1 protein-coding gene is annotated in these 352 nt (G+C 57.4%); it reads right to left on the bottom strand.

The window, feature by feature from the left end; genetic code table 11:
• Nucleotides 1–100 precede the first annotated feature (100 nt).
• On the bottom strand, nucleotides 101–352 hold a 252-nt coding region (locus BLW97_RS18585), incomplete at its 5' end, for a hypothetical protein (RefSeq protein ID WP_075324211.1).

The following is a 352-nucleotide window of genomic DNA, read 5'->3' as shown; positions in this document are numbered from 1 at the left end:
CATCTGCTGACCCGAATGGAGAGTTCTGCATCATTATCAGGCGGAAGGGATCATTCTGGTGTGAGTACCTGGCCAGTATCTGAGGCTTTTGAAAGACGCCTCAAACTCCCCGGGGCCGTCTACCCCGCCTGGGCTGGCCATGTTCTTTCAATAGAGATTCCCCACGCGCCTGCAGAGCCTCCGCATCTTCCTGAAGGGCTTTTTCGATGGCGGCGATAAAGTGTCGAGCGTCCCATTCCGGAGCCAAGGCCTGTGCCGCCCGTATAAAGCGCTTGTCCTGCTCCATTCTGTCCTTACGGGCTGACGGGGATTGCAGCAGTCGTTTTTTCGCGGCCTCAATTCTGGCCAGCGC

Origin of the sequence: Acidithiobacillus albertensis (assembly GCF_001931655.1) — a bacterium.
Taxonomy (GTDB): Bacteria; Pseudomonadota; Gammaproteobacteria; order Acidithiobacillales; family Acidithiobacillaceae; genus Acidithiobacillus; species Acidithiobacillus thiooxidans.
Note: the sequence above shows the minus strand (reverse complement) of the source record. Positions and strands in the feature narration are given on the sequence as shown.